This window comes from Actinoplanes sp. SE50/110, assembly GCF_900119315.1.
Classification (GTDB): domain Bacteria; phylum Actinomycetota; class Actinomycetes; order Mycobacteriales; family Micromonosporaceae; genus Actinoplanes.
In genome coordinates, this window is the sequence record NZ_LT827010.1 from 4,408,002 (window position 1) to 4,426,930 (window position 18,929).

Consider the following 18,929-nt stretch of genomic DNA (forward strand, 5'->3'; position numbering starts at 1 on the left):
GCTGCTGGACGCCTCCCGCGCTGCGGATGAAGTGGCGGACGGGCTGCCGCTCGCCACGCCAAACCTGCAACTTGCACGGTTAAATGCTCGGTACATGTAAATACGGGGGGTTGCTGTTCCGGCACCCGCCGTGATTGCGTGGTCGGGTGGCGAGGGTCGATGAGTTACCGAAGGTGACCAAGTAACTCGTGTGATAGGGGGTGATCTGCGCGAAGGTTCACTCTTCAAGCTACGCAGCGTGATGTGTACCTTTTGCCAGAATATCTCACAGCTGGGGGCCAGATGCGGGACCAGATGCGGGCAGGCCCAGGCTCCGCGCCACCGGCCCAGGTGGCGCGTCCCCGCCCGCCGCAGGGGTTGATCTGGCGTCCCCGGCTCGCCGAGACGCTGGACCGGGGAACGCGACAGGCGGTGACATTGATCTGCGCCGGACCGGGCTGGGGCAAGACCGCGCTGGCGTCCGCCTGGGCCGGCGCCCGCGCGGTCAGCGGACCGATCGCCTGGCTCACCTGCGCGGCCGACCACAACGACCCGTACACCTTCTGGTCCGACCTGCTGCTGGCCCTGCGCACGTCGGGCGCGGTCCGCCCGGGCCAGTCCGTCCCGCAGCGCGGCCCGGTCGTGCCCGCCGAGGGGCCCGACTTCCTGCGCCGGCTCGGCTCCGGTCTCGCCGCCCTGCCCGGCCCGGTCGTGGTCGTCCTCGACGACCTGCAGGAGATCACCGACCAGCGGATCCTGGTGGGACTCAGCGGCCTGCTGCGTCATCCCCCCGACCGGCTGCGCCTGGTGCTGATCAGCCGCACCGACCCGGACCTGTCGCTGCACCGGCTGCGCACGGCCGGCGAGCTCACCGAGATCCGGGCCCGCGACCTCGCCTTCGGGGTCGAGGAGGCGGCCGAGCTGCTGGCCGCGCGCGGCCGCCGGCTGTCCGCGGTGGACCTCGCCGCCCTGGTCCGCGCCACCGAGGGCTGGGGTGCCGGCCTGCGCCTGGCGATGGACGCGCCGGCCGGGGTCGGCCCGGACGAGGCGTCGGCCGACTACCTGGTCCGCGAGGTGCTGGCGGCGCAGCCGACGCCGGTCCGGGACTTCCTGCTGGGCACCAGCGTGCCCGACCGGATCAACGGCAGCCTCGCCGAGGCGGTCACCGGGCGCCCCGGTGAGCAGTTGCTGGCCCGGCTGGAACGGGCCAACCTGTTCATCGAGCGGGTCGGCGGCCACGGCTGGTACCGCTACCACCGGCAGTTCCGGGCCGCGCTGCGCGGGCAGCTCGCCCGCGAGTGCGAGGACGTGGCGGCCCGGGTGCACCTGCTGGCCGCCCAGTGGCACGCCGGGCGGGACAACCCGCTCGCCGCGCTGCACCACGCGGCGGCCGCCGGGGACTGGCAACTGGTCACCCGGCTGCTCGTCGACCACGGGCTGGCGCTGTTCGTCTCGCCGGACCGGGTGGAGCTGATCGACCTGATGCGGCGCATCCCGCTGGCCCGGCTCCCGGAGACCGCCGAATCCACCCTGTGCCTGGTCATGCTGCGGTACGGCCTGGGCGACCTCAGTGGCCTTGCGCGCGGGATCGACCGGGTCCGGGAACTGCTGCGCGAGCGCGGCCACGGCGGCCGCGAGCTGATCGCGACGGTGCTCGACCTGTTCGAGGCGGCCCTGGTGATCCGCTGGCGCGGCGACATGCCGCGGCTGGTCACCACGACCACCGGGGTGCTCACCGATCTGGCCCGGCTGCACCGCGACGAGGCCCCGGCAGTCCTGCGGTACCGGGCGATGGCCCTGCTCAACAAGGGCATCGGCCTGCTCTGGACGAACCGGCTGGACCACGCGGACCGCTATCTGTGGGCCGCCGCGACCGGGGCCCGCGCGGCCGGCATCCCGCTGGTCGAGGTCAACGCCCTGGGACATCTGGCCCTGCTCGCCCTGATCCAGGGCTCGCTGCGGGAGGCCGGCGAGCATGCCGACGCCGCGCTCGGGGTGGCCCGCCGGATCGACGCGGAGGACCGGTTCTCGGTCACCCCGGCGTACGTGGTGCGGGCCTCCCTCGACCTGTGGCAGGGTGCCGAACCGGAAGCCGAGGAGGCGCTGCGCCGGGCCCTGCACTCCTCCGGGGAGCAGCCGGAGACGGCGATGACCGTGCTGATGGCGGTGTTCCGGGCCTACCTGCTGATCGACCGGGGTGAGCCGCGGACCGCCCGCACCGTGCTGGCGACCCTGGCCGCGGAGGCCGGCCCGGCCCTGCGGGCCCCGATGCTCGACCGGATCGTCGAGCTGGCCCACAGCGAGGTCGACCTGGCACTCGGCGATCCACGCCCGGTGCTCACCCGCTATGCCCACCGGGACGGCCTCTACCCGCCGGAGCAGCTGCTGCTCGCGCACGCCCGTCAGCTGACCGGGCGGACCGCCGAGGCCGAGGAACTGCTGGCCCTGCTGCGCGACGGGCCGGACCGGGTCGCCGCGGTCTCCGCGTGGCTGCTCACCGCGCTGGCCGCCGACGCGCAGGGCCGCGGCCAGCGGGCCGGCGAGGCGCTCGGCCAGGCGCTGGCCGCGGCCGAACCGATCGGCATCCGCCGCCCGTTCCGCCGCTTCGACAACGCCCGGGTGCTCGCCCTCGCCGAACGGCAGCAGTGGCTGACCGAGCCGCGCGGCCGCGTCGGCGAGGGGGTGCTCGCCGAGATCACCGGGGAGATCCCGATCGGTACGCCGCCGACGGCCGGCCCGCTCAGCGAACGCGAGATCGACGTGCTGCAGTACCTGCCGACCGTGCTGACCGCCGGGGAGATCGCCGAGAACCTCGGCATCTCGGTGAACACGGTCAAGGCGCACATGCGCTCGATCTACCGCAAGCTGGGTGCCGGTCGCCGCCGCGAGGCCGTGGTCATCGCCCGTCAACTGGGGCTGCTCTGACCATCCCGCCGGCCACCGCGGCCAGCAGCAGACAGAACGCGAGCACGTACAACCAGCCGAGGTAGGTGAACGCCAGCCCGATCGTGCCGTAGCGGTCGGTGCTGGACTGCAACGCCCGCGGCAGATACACCACCCCGGCGGCGCGCACCACGATCATCAGCAGTCCGAACACGACCGCGCCGGCCAGCAGCGGCCGGCGCGGGGCCGCGGCGCCCAGCAGCAACCAGGGCAGCAGTACGGCCAGCCCGATGTCGGTGACCAGGGTGAACAGCACCCCGGACACGTGCGGCGCGGGCAGCCGCGCGGCGACCCGACCGAGGAGCCGGGCGACCAGCAGGACGGCGACCAGCGCCAGCACCGTCCCGACCTGCCGCCCGGTCGCGGCCGGCCCGGCCGGGGTCTGGGCCACCTGCCACACCGCCCGGTAACTGCGGACCAGGGCCCGGCTCAGCCCGGTCGCCGACAGGATCACGATCAGGCAGCCGACCACGCCGAACGCGTTGCTGCGGCTGCCGCTGAGCGCCTGCTGCACCAGCCGCTCACTGCCCGACGGCAGGTGCAGCAGATCGGTCAGCCGGGCCCGGTAGGCCGGCCCGAGCAGCGCCAGCAGCATGATCAGTAACGGGAAGATCGAGGTGAACGACTGCGCGGCCAGGGTCATCGCCCGATCGAAGATCTGCACCCGGATCAACTCGGCGAACCCGCGCATCGCCACCGTGCCGACCCGGCTGCCCAGGATCAGCGCGGCCCGCGCCCGCCACCGGCGCGGCAGGCGCTCCGGCAGACCGCTGAACTCCGGCATCCCGCTCACCTCCGCCGCTCACGGTCCGCTCCCCGGTCACCGCGCGCGCCACTCGCGGCGGGTGAAACCGATTGCCGCGTACGCGTCGTCGCGCTCGCACCGCGCCTCACCCCGGCCGGATCGCAAGCTCATCCCGCCGGGGTGAGCCCGTCAGGGACGGCGCGCGATGACGATGACCGGCATCGACTGGATGAAGGAGCCGCGATGTGCCGATGGCTTGCGTACTCGGGCACGCCGATCCGCCTGGAAGAGCTGCTCTACAAACCACGGTTCTCCCTGATCGACCAGAGCCGGCACGCCCGCCTCGGGGTGGAGACCACCAACGGCGACGGCTTCGGGGTCGGCTGGTATCCGGTGGACGGGCCGGCCGAGCCGGCCCTGCTGCGCGGCGTGGGCCCGGCGTGGAGCGACGCCAACCTGCGCGAGGTGGCCGGGTCGACGACCTCGCCGCTGTTCCTGGCGCACATCCGGGCCAGCACCGGCACCGCCGTGCAGCAGACCAACTGCCACCCGTTCCGGCACGAGAACTGGCTCTGGGCGCACAACGGGTCGATCCGCGAGTTCGGCCGGCTCAAGCGGGATCTGGTGCTCGCCGTCGACCCGCGGTTGTACCCGGCGCTGGCCGGATCCACCGACTCCGAGGTGATGTTCCACCTGGCGCTCACCTTCGGGTTGCGGGACCGGCCGGTCGCCGCGGTGGAACGGATGGCCGGGCTGGTCGAGGCGGTCGGGCGGGCGCACGGGGTGGACGACCCGCTGCAGATGACCGTGGCCACCACCGACGGTGACCGGTTCTGGTGCTTCCGCTACTCCAGCGAGGGGCACAGCCGGTCGCTGTTCTACAGCACCGCGATGACCGCGCTGCAACAGCTGCATCCCGAGGTGAAGGCGCTGCGCGGGCTTTCCGGGGAGACCCGGCTGGTGGTCTCCGAGCCGCTCGGCGAGCTGACCGGGGCGTGGCAGGAGGTGCCCGAGGCGTCGTACGGCGTGATCCAGAAGGGCGCCGACGAACTGGGCCGCTTCGAACCGGCCGCGCCGTGAACCGGACCCTCGGGCTGCCCCAGGCGACCGCGCTGATCCTCGGCACCATCATCGGGGTCGGCATCTTCAACCTGCCGTACTCGCTGGCCGGGATCGGCCCGATCAGCATCCTGGCGATGGTGCTGACCACGGTCGGGGCGCTGGCGCTCGCGGTGATGTTCGCGGCGCTGTCCCGGCGGCTGCCGGCCGACGGGGGACCGTACGCGTACGCCCGCGCGGCGTTCGGCAACACCGTCGGCTTCGTCAACGCCTGGTCGTACTGGATCACCGCCTGGGCCGGGAACGCGGCCATCGTCACCGGCTGGGTCTTCTACGTCGAGCATTTCGTCAACAAGGACGGCAAGACCCTCTGGTCGATCGTGATCGCCCTGGTCGGCCTCTGGATCCCGGCACTGATCAACCTCACCGGCGTGAAGAACATGGGCGCGGTCCAGCTGTGGACCACGGTCATCAAGTTCATCCCGCTGGTGAACATGTCGACCGCGGGGCTGTTCTTCATCAGCACCGCCAACTACCACCCGGCCAACCTCACCGGCGGCGGCGACGGGAAGGCGATCGGCAGCGCCATGGCCATCTGCCTGTTCAGCTACCTCGGCGTGGAGTGCGCCGCGGTGGCCGCCGCCAAGGTGCGCGACCCCGCGAAGAACGTGCCCAAGGCCACCGTGCTCGGCACGCTCGGCGCCGCCGTCGTCTACCTGCTGTCGATGATCGCGGTGTTCGGGATCGTGCCGGCCGGCACGCTCGCCGACGACAAGGCGTCCTACTCGGCGGCCGCGAACCTGATGGCCGGCGGCGGCACCTGGGCCGGCGACCTGACCGCGCTCGCCGTGATCGTCTCCGGGTTCGGGGCGCTCAACGGCTGGACCATGATCTGCGCCGAGATGCCGCTCGCCGCGGCCCGGGACGGCGTCTTCCCGGCACTGTTCGGCCGGCTGTCGAAACGCGGCGTGCCGGCCGCCGGGATCCTGTCCTCGACGATCCTGGGCAGTCTGGCCATGACGGTCAGCTACATGGGGGCGAGCGGGGCGACCGTCTTCAACACCCTGGTCCTGATGACCGGCATCACCGCCGCCATCCCGTACGCGTTCTCCGCACTCGCCCAGCTCAGATGGCGGGTCAGGGGCCGGCTCACCCGGGACGCGGTGATCGCCGTACTGGCCCTGATCTTCGCCATCCTGTTCGTCTGGTATTCCCGCAACACCGGCCAGGACCACTGGTACGTGGTCTGGGGCCCGTTCCTGATGGCCGGCGCCGCGTTCCTGCTCGGCGTGCCGGTCTATCTCGCCGTCCGCCGACACATGACCGCGCCACCGCCCGTCCCCGCCCACGAGTGACCCGGGAGACCCCATGCCATTCCACGTCGACTCCGAGACCGGCCGGCTGCGGCAGGTGATCCTGCACCGCCCCGGCGTCGAACTCAGCCGGCTCACCCCGGACAACGTCAAGGACCTGCTCTTCGACGACATCCTGTGGGCGCGCCGGGCCCGCGAGGAGCACGACGCGTTCGCCGAGGTGCTGCGCGAGCGCGGGATCAAGGTGCACTACTTCGCCGAGTTGCTCGCCGACGTGCTGGACATCCCGCACGCCCGCTCCTGGATCCTGGACCGGATCATCACCGAGAACACCGTCGGGCCGACCCTGACCGGGCCGCTGCGCCGGCTCGCCGACCAGGCCGAGAGCGGTCGGCTCGCCGACTACCTGATCGGCGGGGTGCTCAAACAGGAACTCGCCGGCTTCACCGTGAACAGTCTGCGCTGGGAACTGATGAGCGCCGACGACTTCGTGCTCACCCCGCTGCCCAACCACCTGTTCCAGCGGGACAACTCGGCCTGGATCTACGGCGGGGTCAGCGTCAACCCGATGGCGATGGCGGCCCGGCACCGCGAATCGGTGCACAGCTCGGCCATCTACCGTTTCCACCCGATGTTCACCCTCGCCGACTTCGATTTCTGGTACGGCGGTGACGATCGGGTGCACCAGCCGGCCACCCTGGAGGGCGGCGACATCCACGTGCTCGGCAACGGCGCCGTCATGATCGGCCTGGGCGAGCGGTCCACCGCGATGGGCGTGGAGAACCTGGCCCATGCGCTGTTCACGGCCGGCGCCGCGACCAGGGTGATCGCCATCGAACTGCCGCACTCGCACGCCATGATGCACCTCGACACGGTGATGACCATGATCGACCGGGACACCTTCGTGATGTACCCGTACCTGCAGGAGGCGCTGCGGTCCTGGACCGTGCGGCCCGGCGACGACGAGGACGGCCTCGACGTCACCCGCAACGACGACCTGTTCGCCACCATCGCCGAGACCCTGGGCATCGACAAGATCCAGGTGCTGGAGACCACCGAGGACATCCGGGCCGCCCAGCGCGAGCAGTGGGACGACGGGAACAACTTCCTGGCCGTCGAGCCCGGGGTGATCGTCGGTTACGAGCGCAACGTCACCACCAACACCTTCCTGCGCCGGCACGGCGTCGAGGTGATCACCATCGCCGGCGGGGAGCTCGGCCGGGGCCGCGGCGGGCCCCGCTGCATGACCTGCCCGATCGAACGCGACGCCGTCTAGCCCTCAGGGGGATACCGATCATGTCCGTGAACCTTCGCAACCGCAGCTTCCTCAAGGAACTCGACTTCACCCCGGACGAATGGCGCTTCCTGCTGCGGCTCGCCGCCCAGCTCAAGGCCGCCAAGTACAGCGGCACCGAGGTGCCCCGGCTGACCGGGAGGAACATCGCGGTGATCTTCGAGAAGACCTCCACCCGGACCCGCTGCGCCTTCGAGGTGGCGGCCCACGACCAGGGCGCGCACGTCACCTTCCTGGACCCGGTCAGCACCCAGCTCGGCCACAAGGAGTCGGTCAAGGACACGGCCCGGGTGCTCGGCCGTTTCTACGACGCCCTGGAGTACCGCGGGTTCGGCCAGGACAGCGTGGAGACCCTGGCCCGGCACGCCGGCGTGCCGGTGTGGAACGGCCTGACCGACGAGTGGCACCCCACCCAGACGCTGTGCGACCTGCTCACCATGCGCGAGCACACGGTCAAGCACGACAACGAGGTGGCGTTCGCGTTCCTCGGCGACGCGCACAACAACATGGGCAACTCGCTGCTGATCGCCGGCGCCATGATGGGCATGGACGTGCGCATGGTCGCCCCCGAGTCCCGGTGGAACCCGGAGGAGGTGATCAAGGCGGCCCGGGCGATCGCCGAGACCACCGGCGCCCGGATCACGCACACCGCGGACGCCGCCGAAGGCGTGCACGGCGCCGACTTCCTCTACACCGACGTGTGGCTGTCGATGGGCGAACCGAAGGACGCCTGGGACGAGCGGATCCGCCTGCTGCGGCCGTACCAGGTGAACAGCGAACTGCTGCGGGCCGCCCGGAACCCGGCCGTCAAGGTGATGCACTGCCTGCCCGCCTTCCACGACCGGCGGACCAGGGTCGGCGAGGAGATCTTCGAGCACACCGGACTGGAAGCGCTGGAGATCACCGACGAGGTGTTCGAATCGCCCGCCTCCATCGTCTTCGACCAGGCCGAGAACCGGATGCACACGATCAAGGCGATCATGGTCGCCACGCTGGGAGCCTGATCGCGATGCGGATCGTCATCGCGATCGGCGGCAACGCGCTGCTGCACCGCGGGGACCGGCCGGACGCCGGGGTCCAGCGGGCCAACGCGGTCCGGGCGGTCGAGGCGCTGGCGCCACTGGCCGCCGAGCACGAGATCGTGATCACCCACGGCAACGGGCCGCAGGTCGGCATGCTCGCCCTGCAATCCGCGGCGGACCCCGGCCTGCGCGCGCCGTACCCGTTCGACGTGCTCGGCGCCCAGACCCAGGGCATGATCGGCTACTGGCTGCTGCAGGCGCTGCAGAACGCGCTGCCCGGCCGGCAGGTCGCCGCGATCCTCGACCAGACCCTGGTCTCGGCTGCCGACCCGGCCTTCGCCGCACCGACCAAATTCGTCGGACCGGTGTACGACGAGGACACCGCCCACCGCCTGGCCGCCGAACGCGGCTGGACGGTCGCCGCCGACGGCCCGAAGTGGCGGCGGGTGGTCCCGTCGCCCCAACCGCAGCGGATCGTCGAGACCCGGATCATCCGGCAGCTGCTGTTCGACGGGACCGTCGTGGTCTGCGCCGGAGGCGGCGGCATCCCGGTGATCCGGGACGACGACGGCCGGCTGCGCGGCGTCGAAGCCGTCGTCGACAAGGACCTGGCCACCTCGGTGCTCGCCGAGTCCCTCGACGCGGACGCGCTGCTGCTGCTCACCGACGTGCCGGCGGTGCAGCGCGGATTCGGCGGCCCGGCACCCGAACCGATCGGCCGGGCCACCCCGGGCGACCTGCGCCGGGAGGACTTCCCGGCCGGGTCGATGGGACCCAAGGTGGAGGCGGTGTGCCGGTTCGTCGAACTGACCGGCGACCTGGCCGCGATCGGCGCCCTCGACGACGCGGCGGCGATCCTGGCCGGCAAGGCCGGCACCGTCGTCACCCCGGCCGGAGACTACGGCGGCCCGCACGACCTGCGCCCACCCCGGCGTCCGGGCCTGCCCTCCCGGTGAGCGCTGTCGCCGCGCTCACCCCGCCGGCCCGGCTCGGACCTCCTCCGGCCGGGCCGGCGCCCCGTCCCGTGGTCTGGTCCGCACCGCCGTCCCGCTTCGCGTCGTGCTGACCATCGCACACGTGTCCGACCTGCACCTCGGGGCGCACCACGACGCGGCGGTGCAGAGCCTGATCGCGGACGTCGCCGCGGTCCGGCCGGACCTCACGGTGGTGACCGGCGACTGGACCATGCGAGCCCGGCCGGTGGAGTTCGACCTGGCCAAGGAGCTGCTGAAACGGCTGCCGGAACCGGTGCTCAGCGTGCTCGGCAACCATGACCTGCCGCTGGCCGGCCCGCAGCGGCTGCTGCGCCCGTACGACCGCTATCGAACCTGGATCTGCGACGACCTGGACCCGGTCATCCACCTGGCCGGCCTGACCGCCGCCGGGGTCGCCTCGATGCCGCGGTGGCGGTGGAAGGACGGCCGGGTCACCCGGCAGCAGACCACGTCGCTGACGGCGGCCTTCGCCGCCGCGCCACCGGACGGGCTGCGGCTGATCGCCCTGCACCACCCGCCGACCGGCCGGAGACTGGTCGGCCGGTCCCGGCTGCTGACCGCGGCGCGGGAGGCCGGCGTGCACCTCGTCCTGGCCGGGCACACCCACATCCCGGAGGTGCGCCGGCTGGCCGGCGGGCCGGTGCTGATCACCGCGGGCACCTCGACCAGCCGGCGGACGCGGGGGACACCGCGCTCCTGGAGCCGGATCACCGTCGCCGGCGGCACGGTCACGGTGGTCGAACGCTACCCGTCCGGCGCCGGCTGGCACACCGGCCGCCTGACCACCGTCCCGGGTTCACCGGTCGCCTCCGGCGGGTGAACCCGGTTCGCCGCCGTGGTCGAGCTGATCGCGCATCTCGGCGATGTCGGCGGGCAACGGCTCGTTCAGCAGGGTGATCAGGTATCGCGCATCGACCAGGGACTGCTCTGCCCCGGGGTCACCGAGCTCCTGCTGCAGAACGCCCAGCACGAACAGGGCCCGCACGTAGTTCCCGGTCACCGGCGGCCGCGGCGTGTTCGCGGGTGGGTCCGGCATCGACCCCCTGCTGCGCGCCGGCGAAGGCCGACGTCCGCGCCAGCCTCGCCTCGGCGTCGGCGCGCTGCGGCAGGCACAGCGGCGCCACCGCGGCCAGGCGCTGGTAGATCTCGAAGGACCGGGCGGCGTCGACGGCGGCCGCCGCGAAGTCGCCGAGCGACTCGTGGATGCCGGCGCGGTTGTAGAGCTGACCGGCCAACACCCAGTGCGCCTGGGCATCGGCGGGGTGTGCCGCGACGATCGCTTCCACGACCGCGACGGCCCGGCCGGCATGAGCCAACGCCTCATCCGGCCGGCCGGCGGCGTGCGCTCGGGCCGCCATCCCGGCCAGGTCGTTGGCCTGCCGTTCGAGGTCGTGTCGGCTCTGCTGCATGCGGCACATCGTAGGACCCGAAATCCAGGCGACCCCGCTCCGCCGGCCTGGCCACGATCGCTGCCGGGCACCGTTCACGCCGTGACCACAGGAGGCAGGGAACCCCTTGAGCTGGTCGATGCTGATCTTCCGATACCACTGGACCCACGCCCACGATGTCCACCAGGACTCGTTCATGGAGACTCGGTCTAGTCCACCCACCACCAGCCGTCACCGAGCGCCCGCACCGGCCGGCCGGTATCCCCGGCAGCGGTGCCGACCATGGTGTCCGGCCCGGGCGATGACGGGAAGTAGGCGAAACCTCCGCCGCTCTCGGCTCTCCAGTCTGCCCAGACCGGAAGGTAGAGAGCCCCATCACGAACATGTGCCTGCCCATCGATGGACAGGTACCGCAGCCGCCATGGCAATTCGCTGTCCGACACCAACCGGCCGGCCTGATATTCGGCGGCCAACTCACCCAGCTCCCCACGGTGCAACCGGAACTGGCTGTCGGTGTAGACCGGCCGCCAATCCGTGCTGACCACCCCGACCCCGGAGAGAACCGCGACCACCAGACACGCCACCGCCCAGCCATACGCCCTGTCCCGACACGAGGCCAGCATCGCCAGGGCAGAGGTCGCAACCACCCCGACCCAGCATCCGCCGATGACCAGCCAGCCGAACAGCGACAACACACCGAACAGCGGCATCGCCAGGTAATAGGTGCTCGCCACCACCAACCATCCCACCGCAACGGCGGAGAGCAGTCGACCGTGCCGCCGTGGCCGAGGCGCACTACGAATCATGATCATGACAACAGGCTGCCAAGCCCCGCGTACACGAACCAGACCGCCGACCGACCCGCTACGAAATCTACACAGGCGCCCGGCGTTCATAACGCGGTGAACGTTCGCGGTCACACTGGCCGCACCGCCGTGGCCGCGCCGGTCGCGGTGTCCGGCTGCGGACGGTGGTGCGCGCGGTGGCGACTCCGTGCCGGCGTGGACCGGGCGCGCCGGTCAGTGCAGCAGGGCCTTGAGCACCACCATGGAGACACCGAAGGCGCCGGCGACCATGGTGGAGACGATCCGTTCGAGGTAGGTGAGGCGGCCGCCGGAACCGATGCTCCAGCCGGCCAGGCAGAGCAGCAGCGTGCTGCAGGACAGCGAGATGATCTCGGCGTTCAGCAGGGCGGCGCCGGAGGCGCGGATGGTGATCAGGACCAGCAGGGGGAGCAGCGAGGCGGTGACCAGCTCCCAGCCGCTGGTCAGGTGCTCGCGGACGACGTGCCAGGTGGGCCGGTGTCCCTCGTGGATGCGTTCGGCGACGATCCGGGCGTAGCGTTCCGCGACCCAGTACACGGTGAGCGTCGCCAGGACGGCCAGGACCTCCCGCCAGGCGGCGACGCCGTGGGCGGTGACCAGCACCGCGGCGCCCACGATGATGCCGTAGATGCCGGCGGCGGTGGCCTCCTCGGTCTTGTGGGTCAGGCGGATCCGCGGGCGCGTCATGGGGGCAGCCTCGCCGACCCCGGCACCGCCGGCCCTCACCCTGCCGGGGTGATTCGGTCCCGTCCGCCGCGATCGGATGCTGAGGGTCCGCTGCGGCAGGAGGGCAGACCTAACCATGATCGGCAGGCGGAGGCGCAGCGATCTGCGCCGCATCTCGGACCGGCTGGAGAGCCTGTTGGTGTTCCTGCTGGTGCTCACGTTCCTCGGCGGGGCACCGCTGCTGGCCCGGTGGGCCGGCGGGGCCAGCTACCGCTCCGTCCAGCAGGCCGCGGAATGGGAGCGGACCCACCTGTCCCAGGTGGACGCGGTGCTGACCGAGAACCCGAGCCCCGGCGGGGACAGCGCCACGGCGGCCGCCGCCAACGCCCGGTGGAAGGCGCCGGACGGCACCGCGCACACCGGCCTGGTGCAGCCCGACTCCGGGTTGCGTGCCGGGGACCGGATCAGGATCTGGATCGACGACACCGGCGCGCAGCATCTGCCGCCGGCCGACCGGGACCCGGTCGGTCAGGCCGTGCTGGTCGGCATCGCGACGACGCTGTGCCTGGCCGCCGGCCTGACCGGGATCCACCGGATCGCCCGCGGCGTCCTCGATCGGCGCAGGGATCGGGCCTGGACCCGGGACTGGCTCCGGGTCGGCCCGGTGTGGAGCCGCGACAGCGGCCGATACTGAGAGGCAGTCCCATGGTGGATACCACCGCGCGAGCGCTGAGACGGGCGTTGATCCCGTTCGCGCTGGCCCAGTTCATCTGCAGTTTCGCCGGCTCGAACATGAACGTGATGATCAACGACATCAGCGCGGACCTCGGCACCACGGTCGCCGGGGTGCAGCTGGCGATCACCATCTTCCTGCTGGTGATGGCCGCGCTGATGATCCCCGGCGGCAAGCTCACCGACCGGATCGGCCGCAAACGCTGCCTGACCGTCGGCCTGCTGGTGTACGCGGTCGGTGCACTGCTCAGCGCCGCGGCCCCCGGCCTGGGCGTGCTGATCCTCGGCAACTCCCTGCTGGAGGGCGTCGGCACGGCGATGCTGATCCCGCCGGTCTACATCCTGACCACCCTGCTGTTCACCGACGTCACCTCGCGGGCCAAGGCGTTCGGCGCGATCAGCGCCATGGGCGGGATCGGCGCCGCGACCGGTCCGCTGATCGGCGGCTTCCTCACCACCGCATTCAGCTGGCGGGTGGCGTTCCTGTTTCAGACCGCGGTGGTGCTGCTGATCGCGGTGCTCAGCCGTCGCTGGGTGCACGACCCGCTGCCGGCCGACCCGACGCGCCCGACCGACCTGGGCGGCGCGGTGCTCTCCGCGCTCGGCCTGGTCCTGGTCGTGTCCGGGATCCTGGCCGCGGACGACAACGTCGCGGTGATGATCGCCCTGCTGGTCGCCGGGGCGGGCGTGCTCCTCTGGTTCTTCGCCTCGATGCGGGCCAAGGAACGCACCGGGCGGCCGGCGCTGTTGTCGATGACGCTGTTCCGCAACCGCACCTCGAACCTCGGCATGGTCACCCAGTCGGCCCAGTGGCTGATGTTGATGGGGACCTCGTTCGTGGTCTCGGCGTACCTGCAGGTGGTCCGCGGCTACAACGCGATCGAGACCGGGGTGGTGTTCACCGCGACCACGGCCGGGCTGCTGCTGTCCTCGCTGGCCGCGGAACGGTTCGCGAAGCGGCGGGCGCAGCGCACGCTGATCGTCGCCGGCTTCCTGATCACCATGGCCGGCGTGGTCCTGCTGCTCACCCTGGTGTACGCGTCGAAGTCGGTCGCGATGTTCGTACCCGGCCTGTTCGTGATCGGTTTCGGGCTGGGCGGCATGCTCACCCCGTCGGTCAACGTGGTCCAGTCCAGCTTCGGCGAGGACCTGCAGGGCGAGATCTCCGGCCTGTCGCGCAGCGTGTCCAACCTGGGCTCGGCACTGGGCGGCGCGGTCGCCGGGACGATCCTGGTGGCCGAGCTCGGCTCCCGGCCGGGCACCGGGTACGCGGCCGCGATGATCGCGGTCGCGGTGGCCGGCCTCATCGGTCTGGCCGCCGCCTGGTTCCTTCCGCGGACAGCCGCTCCTGCTCCCGCTTGAGCAGCGCGACCGCCCGCAGGTCGGCCGGCGACGGGTGGCCGCGGTCCATGGCTCGCGGCCACAGCCGCCCCCACCGGACCGCGGCCACCTCCGCCGCGCCGACCAGCGCGTTGCTCACCACGTACAACAGGGTGAAGATGCCGGCGACGGTGGCGAAGCCGCCGTAGACCGGCCCGGCGCCGCGGATCAGCCGGGGTAGCACCGCCGCACCCAGCTGCAGGGTCAGGGTCACCGCGGCGGCGCCGATCAGCGCGCCCGGCCACAGCGCGCGCAGCGGCGCCGGCCGGTCCAGCAGCAGCCGGGCGATCAGCCACAGCGCGCCGAAGGCGACGACGAACGCGCCGGCCGGCGGCAGCGACGCGGTGGCCACCACCGCGCTCAGCAGGACCACCAGGCCGGCCAGCACCCGCAGACAGCGGGAGAGCACGCCGGACCGCTCGCGGTACGGCACGGCGGCCAGATGGTTGAGCGTCTGATACACCGACAGCAGCACCCCGGCGGCCGTGTAGGCCAGCCCGCACAGGCCGGCCACCAACGCCACGGCCGAGGTGGGCAGGTGCGCCACCGCCTGCTCGACGTCGGCGCGCAGCGGCTCGGGCACGAAGGCCCCGATCGTGCGGCTCCGCAGCCCCGGCCGGTTCACCAGGACCCGGGAGATCAGGTCGACGGCGAGCAGCAGCACCGGGAACAGGCTGAGGAACCCGTAGTAGGTGATCAGCGCGGCCTCCCGGGGGCCGCCGTCGTCCAGATACTTGCGCAGCACCGCGTGGCCGAACCCGGCCACGCGGTGCCTGCGCTGCCATGCGTCGAGACGGCCGATCACGACCCGTACGCGCCGGCCATCTCGCCGCCGTGCGCCGCGACCGCCCAGGTGATCAGCGCGGCCAGCCCGATCCCGATCACCGACCACGCCGGGTGGACCGCCACGAACGCGAAGTTGACCAGCGCGGCCAGGGTGGCCAGCACGACCGCGACCACCCGGGCCCAGGTCCGGCCGCGGATCAGGCCGACCCCGGTGGGGACGGCCAGCCCGCCGAGCACCAGGTGGATCCCGGCCAGCGCGGTCAGCGGCACGCCGAGCAGCTGGTCGGCGCGCTCCCCGGCCAGGACCTCCGGGCGCAGCAGGGCGACCAGCCCGACGGTCAGGTGCAGGGTGCCCAGCATGACCAGCAGGACGCCGCCCACCAGCACCCAGACCACCCAGCCGGTCGCCCGGCTCTGTTCGACCTCCATGACGGCCGTCCCCTCAGCAGGTCGAGAGCATGGTGTCGTGCAGCCGGTTCGCGTCGTCACGCACGCCGCTGACCGAGGTGCGCACCACGGAGAGGTTGGCCACCGTCGGATCGGCCCTGGCCGTCCGCAGATCGGCCCCGAGCTGCTCCACCGATGCCTTCAACGCCTCGCCGTCCGCACCGAACTGCGCCTTGGCGTCCGCGAAGAACTGGGTGAGCTCGGTTTTCAACTGGATCAGGTACGGCCGCAGGGCGGACAACCCGTTCGCCGAGACGTTCACCTCACGGATGTGGCCGACGGTCTGCTGCACCGCCGCCCAGCTGTTGCAGACCGGCGGCTTCGCGGCCTCCGCGGGGGAGACGCAGCCGGTCAGGCCGGCCAGGAGCGGGATGACGACCAGGATGCGCTTCATGGCCGTCAGCGTCCCGCGGCGGGCCCGGGCCGGTCCTCACCCGCGCCGGATGAGGCGCGAGCCGGGCCGCCGATTCGAGGATCGGACTTCAGAACCAGGCGACAACGAAGGAGTGACAGATGGCCATCGGACCCGTGCAGCTGATCGTGCTGGGCTTCCGGCATCCGGACTTCCACGGCGAGGTGATCGCCGAGCTGGAACGGCTGCGGCAGAGCGACACCGTCCGGGTGATCGACGCGCTCGCCGTCTACAAGGACGCCGGGGGTGAGGTGGAGGTCGAGCACCTGAGCAACCTGACCCGGGAGGAGGCGATCGAGCTGGGCAGCAAGATCGGCGCGCTGATCGGGCTGGGCATCGAGGGCGAGGCCGGGATGGAGGCCGGTGCCGCGCTGGGTGCCGCGGCGGCCGACGCCGAGGGCCGGGTCGCGGTCTTCGACGACGGCCGGGCCTGGGACGTGCTCGCCGAGATCCCGGACGACAGCGCGGCCGCGCTGATCCTGATCGAGCACCACTGGGCGGTGCCGCTGCGGGACGCGATCGCGCGGGCCGGCGGCTTCCGGATCGCCGACGGGTTCATCAGCCCGTTCGACCTGATCGGGATCGGCCTGCTCAACGCCGAGGAGGCCAAGGAGTTGCACGACCTGGAGACCGCCGGAGCCTGAAAGGGGGATCGACCATGTTCGGATCACGCCGAGTAGCCCGCCGTACCGGCCGCCGCACCGCCCGCCGCGTCACGCGGCGAGTGGTTCGCCGCTGACCGCGGCCCCGTCCAGCGCCTGCGTCACCCGGCCGAACGCCAGGTGGCGCAGGCGCCGCCAGTCCAGCTGCGGGGGCGGAACCGGCACCCCGGGGCGCTGCCGTGGCACCCGGACCCGCAGCGCGCCCGGCACGGTCACACAGCGCACCGGCGGCGCGAAGGTCAGCGCCTCACCGTCCACCCCGACCGGAATCTCCGGCAGATCCGCGTCGACGACCGCGTCCCGCGTGGTGCGGACCACCACCCGCCGTCGGCCGGCGGCCAGCACACCCAGCTCCGCCCGGTCCAGCCGGGGACGCTGACCACTGTCCAGCCGGTAGGCGTTGTTGCTGATCAGCACGGCGTGCGGACCGTCCAGGGTGGCGCCGTCCACGGTCAGCCGCAGGGGCGAGCGTCCGGTCAGCGCGTCCGGCAGCAGGTCGAGCGCGGTGCCCACCTTCGCATCGCGGTAGCGCGGACTGTGCACCACCGTGGCGTACGCCCCGAACGAGGCGTTGTTGACGAACGTCCGGTCACCGATGCGCCCCAGGTCCACCCGGACCTCCTCGCCGTCGGTGAGCGCGTCCAGGCCGGCCGCCGGATCCGTCAGGTCCAGGCCGAGGTCGAGGGCGAAATGGTTGCGGGTGCCCGCGGAGATCACCAGGAACGGAACGCCGTGCTCGGCGGCCACCCCGGCGACCAGCGCCTGGGTGCCGTCCCCACCGGCCACCCCGAGCAGGTCGGCGCCGTCGCGCACGGCCCGGCGCGCCACCTCGGCCACGTCCACCGTGGAACCGTCCAGCAGGAACACCTCGGCGCCGAGCGCCCGGGCCCGCTCGGCGAGCCGGAACCGGCCCACCTTGCCGCCGCCCGAGCGTGGATTCATGATCAGGTACGGGTGGCGGGGCGCCGCCGTGCGCTCGGTCACCGGCTCCGGCACGGGCACCGCCAGGGCCCGCCGGGCGGCGGCGATCGCGGCCCACCAGAGCAGGCCGAACACGACCACCACCCCGACCAGCCGGGCCCGGGCGAACAGCACGGCGACCACCACCGGGGCGAGCACCGCCAGGCACCCGGCGGCCCAGCGCGCCACGCCGCGATGGCTGAGAAACCACCACGCGGCCAGCAGCATGACCGCGCCGCCGGCCACGCCGGTCAGCAGCAGGGCGAGACTGCCGCCGATCCCGGCGACCGCGAGCACCAGCACGACGGCGGCGGCCGCCGCGACGAACGCGAGCAGGGCCATGAGGCCTCCTTAGGTCGGCCCCAGCCTGCCGGGCGCTCCGGTCCGGCGGCCTCACTCCCGCGGGATGAGGTGCCACCACCGGCGTGCGGACAGAGTCGGCACCGAGCCGCGGCCCGTCCGGCGACCGCGGGCAGCGAGAGGAGGGACCGTGCCGACATCGGGCGGTAGACCACTGCGGCATCCGGCCGAGATGCCGTTCTACGTGTTCATGGTGGTGCTCAACCTGATCATCATCTGGCTGATCGTGCAGGCCGCGGTCACCCTGCCCTACCTGCCGGACCGGCTGGCCGGGACCGGCTGGGCCACCACGGTGCGCAGCGCCTTCATCGGCCTGCTCCTGCTGGTGCCGGTGTTGGTGATCATCCGGGAGACGCAGCGCGCCTCGGTCCGCGGCACCGCCGTCGAGCTCAGCCCGCACCAGTACGGCGAGCTGTACAAGACCGCCGACGACTTCGCGCACCGGCTCGGGCTGCCCCGCCGCCCGACGATCTACCTGGCCAACGGCAACGGGACGCTGAACGCCTTCGCGGCCCAGGCCACCGGGCACGACTACGTGGTGCTCTCCAACGAGCTGTTCGCCAACCTGCAGCAGAACAACCGGGAGGGACTGCGGTTCATCCTCGGCCACGAGCTCGGCCACATCCGGCTGCACCACGTCTCGCTCTGGTACCAGCTGTCGGTCGCCTATTCGGAGAGGATCCCGGTGCTCGGCCCGACCCTGTCCCGGCTGCGCGAGTACTCCTGCGACCGGCACGGCGCGCACCTGTGCCCGGCCGGCGCGTCCGGGCTGGTGCTGCTCGCCTCCGGGCGGCACACCGAACACACCACCGACGTGCAGCAGTTGCTGCGGCAGGGGCGGGCGCTGCGCGGCTTCTGGGTGGAGCTGGCCCAGCTGCCGCAGTCACACCCGTACACCGTGCGCCGGATCGAACGACTGTTCCGGCTCGGCCTGCTGCACGGCACCGACTAGGAGGAGACGG

20 protein-coding genes are annotated in these 18,929 nt (G+C 72.4%); 11 read left to right on the top strand and 9 right to left on the bottom strand.

Annotation, left to right across the window (positions count from 1 at the left end):
• Positions 1–294 precede the first annotated feature (294 nt).
• A complete protein-coding gene (locus tag ACSP50_RS19415; protein ID WP_231956977.1) occupies positions 295–2,904 on the top strand; it encodes a LuxR C-terminal-related transcriptional regulator in 2,610 nt (869 codons plus the stop codon).
• On the opposite strand, the gene ACSP50_RS19420 is transcribed toward ACSP50_RS19415, so the two are convergent.
• The gene (locus tag ACSP50_RS19420; protein ID WP_014690959.1) at positions 2,876–3,706 is read right to left on the bottom strand and encodes a YhjD/YihY/BrkB family envelope integrity protein; all 831 of its coding nucleotides are present in this window, start codon (positions 3,704–3,706) and stop codon (positions 2,876–2,878) included. The genes ACSP50_RS19415 and ACSP50_RS19420 overlap by 29 nt on opposite strands.
• A gap of 204 nt (positions 3,707–3,910) precedes the next feature.
• On the opposite strand from ACSP50_RS19420, the gene ACSP50_RS19425 reads away from it, so the two are divergent.
• From ACSP50_RS19425 to ACSP50_RS19450, 6 genes are all read left to right on the top strand, one after another.
• The gene (locus ACSP50_RS19425; RefSeq protein ID WP_014690960.1) at positions 3,911–4,747 is read left to right on the top strand and encodes a class II glutamine amidotransferase; all 837 of its coding nucleotides are present in this window, start codon (positions 3,911–3,913) and stop codon (positions 4,745–4,747) included.
• On the top strand, positions 4,744–6,081 hold the full coding sequence (locus ACSP50_RS19430) for an amino acid permease (protein ID WP_014690961.1): 1,338 nt from the start codon (positions 4,744–4,746) through the stop codon (positions 6,079–6,081). The genes ACSP50_RS19425 and ACSP50_RS19430 overlap by 4 nt, the downstream gene beginning before the upstream one ends.
• A 13-nt stretch (positions 6,082–6,094) precedes the next feature.
• On the top strand, positions 6,095–7,315 hold the full coding sequence (locus tag ACSP50_RS19435) for an arginine deiminase (protein ID WP_014690962.1): 1,221 nt from the start codon (positions 6,095–6,097) through the stop codon (positions 7,313–7,315).
• Positions 7,316–7,335: 20 nt separating this feature from the next.
• Positions 7,336–8,337 (top strand): ornithine carbamoyltransferase, encoded by a 1,002-nt coding sequence (gene argF, locus ACSP50_RS19440; protein ID WP_014690963.1) that lies wholly within the window; start codon positions 7,336–7,338, stop codon positions 8,335–8,337.
• A gap of 5 nt (positions 8,338–8,342) precedes the next feature.
• The gene (locus ACSP50_RS19445) at positions 8,343–9,311 is read left to right on the top strand and encodes a carbamate kinase (protein WP_014690964.1); all 969 of its coding nucleotides are present in this window, start codon (positions 8,343–8,345) and stop codon (positions 9,309–9,311) included.
• A 121-nt stretch (positions 9,312–9,432) separates the two neighbouring features.
• Complete coding sequence (locus ACSP50_RS19450; protein WP_231956978.1) at positions 9,433–10,170, top strand: metallophosphoesterase; 738 nt, start codon at positions 9,433–9,435, stop codon at positions 10,168–10,170.
• Here the strand turns inward: ACSP50_RS19450 and ACSP50_RS19455 are convergent.
• The 4 genes from ACSP50_RS19455 to ACSP50_RS19470 form a co-directional block, all read right to left on the bottom strand.
• A complete protein-coding gene (locus tag ACSP50_RS19455) occupies positions 10,147–10,335 on the bottom strand; it encodes a hypothetical protein (RefSeq protein ID WP_014690966.1) in 189 nt (62 codons plus the stop codon). The two genes, ACSP50_RS19450 and ACSP50_RS19455, sit on opposite strands and share 24 nt — an antisense overlap.
• Positions 10,289–10,759, bottom strand: a complete 471-nt coding sequence (locus ACSP50_RS19460) for a hypothetical protein (protein WP_043511733.1) — start codon at positions 10,757–10,759, stop codon at positions 10,289–10,291. The genes ACSP50_RS19455 and ACSP50_RS19460 overlap by 47 nt, the downstream gene beginning before the upstream one ends.
• A 188-nt stretch (positions 10,760–10,947) precedes the next feature.
• The gene (locus tag ACSP50_RS19465; RefSeq protein ID WP_155123561.1) at positions 10,948–11,472 is read right to left on the bottom strand and encodes a hypothetical protein; all 525 of its coding nucleotides are present in this window, start codon (positions 11,470–11,472) and stop codon (positions 10,948–10,950) included.
• Positions 11,473–11,757: 285 nt separating this feature from the next.
• Positions 11,758–12,249 carry a hypothetical protein gene (locus ACSP50_RS19470; protein WP_014690969.1) on the bottom strand — a complete coding sequence of 164 codons (492 nt, stop codon included), beginning with the start codon at positions 12,247–12,249 and terminating at the stop codon, positions 11,758–11,760.
• Between the two features lie 115 nt (positions 12,250–12,364).
• Here ACSP50_RS19470 and ACSP50_RS19475 point away from each other — a divergent pair, with 115 nt between their 5' ends.
• Positions 12,365–12,922, top strand: a complete 558-nt coding sequence (locus ACSP50_RS19475) for a hypothetical protein (RefSeq protein WP_014690970.1) — start codon at positions 12,365–12,367, stop codon at positions 12,920–12,922.
• An 11-nt stretch (positions 12,923–12,933) separates the two neighbouring features.
• A complete protein-coding gene (locus ACSP50_RS19480; protein WP_014690971.1) occupies positions 12,934–14,322 on the top strand; it encodes an MFS transporter in 1,389 nt (462 codons plus the stop codon).
• Here the strand turns inward: ACSP50_RS19480 and ACSP50_RS19485 are convergent.
• From ACSP50_RS19485 to ACSP50_RS19495, 3 genes are read right to left on the bottom strand one after another with little or no spacing between them, the layout of a single operon-like run.
• Positions 14,264–15,106, bottom strand: a complete 843-nt coding sequence (locus tag ACSP50_RS19485) for a YihY/virulence factor BrkB family protein (protein ID WP_014690972.1) — start codon at positions 15,104–15,106, stop codon at positions 14,264–14,266. The two genes, ACSP50_RS19480 and ACSP50_RS19485, sit on opposite strands and share 59 nt — an antisense overlap.
• Before the next feature lie 35 nt (positions 15,107–15,141).
• Positions 15,142–15,555: a hypothetical protein gene (locus ACSP50_RS19490; protein WP_014690973.1), complete on the bottom strand. Its 414-nt coding sequence runs from the start codon at positions 15,553–15,555 to the stop codon at positions 15,142–15,144.
• Positions 15,556–15,568: 13 nt separating this feature from the next.
• A complete protein-coding gene (locus ACSP50_RS19495) occupies positions 15,569–15,967 on the bottom strand; it encodes a hypothetical protein (RefSeq protein WP_014690974.1) in 399 nt (132 codons plus the stop codon).
• Positions 15,968–16,086: 119 nt separating this feature from the next.
• Between ACSP50_RS19495 and ACSP50_RS19500 the strand changes: the two genes are divergently transcribed.
• Positions 16,087–16,629, top strand: coding sequence for a hypothetical protein (locus tag ACSP50_RS19500; protein WP_014690975.1), 543 nt, complete (start codon positions 16,087–16,089; stop codon positions 16,627–16,629).
• 69 nt (positions 16,630–16,698) lie between these two features.
• Here ACSP50_RS19500 and ACSP50_RS19505 read toward each other — a convergent pair whose 3' ends face one another.
• Entirely contained in the window at positions 16,699–17,949 is a 1,251-nt protein-coding gene (locus ACSP50_RS19505) for a diacylglycerol kinase family protein (RefSeq protein ID WP_014690976.1), read from the bottom strand.
• Positions 17,950–18,097: 148 nt separating this feature from the next.
• On the opposite strand from ACSP50_RS19505, the gene ACSP50_RS19510 reads away from it, so the two are divergent.
• On the top strand, positions 18,098–18,919 hold the full coding sequence (locus ACSP50_RS19510; RefSeq protein ID WP_014690977.1) for a M48 family metallopeptidase: 822 nt from the start codon (positions 18,098–18,100) through the stop codon (positions 18,917–18,919).
• Positions 18,920–18,929 lie beyond the last annotated feature (10 nt).